We start from the raw sequence: 239 nt of genomic DNA, 5'->3' as shown, positions 1-239 counted from the left end.
CCACGAATCTTTTCTTGGTACTCAACTTCGGCTTCGGTCTTGCCAGCCTTAGCGGCTTCAAAGCCCACCTTAAAGGCAAAGTCTGCTTCCTTGCCAGCTGCATCCAGTTGTTCAATCTCGTAAGGGGTCTTAATCACACGTAACTCGTTCACTTTAGGAGCAACGTTGGTCTTAAAATCAGCCTTCGGAAACTCTGCTTGTAACTGCTGGTAACGGCTAATAACCAAGTTATCGTCTTC

At 46.9% G+C, this 239-nt stretch carries 1 pseudogene; it reads right to left on the bottom strand.

The window, feature by feature from the left end:
- Window positions 1–239: pseudogene (locus tag AC6UDE_RS07165) on the bottom strand (Xaa-Pro peptidase family protein); the annotation flags it as partial.

The sequence above is a fragment of the Fructilactobacillus sp. X2R5C3 genome, assembly GCF_059901325.1.
Note: the sequence above shows the minus strand (reverse complement) of the source record. Positions and strands in the feature narration are given on the sequence as shown.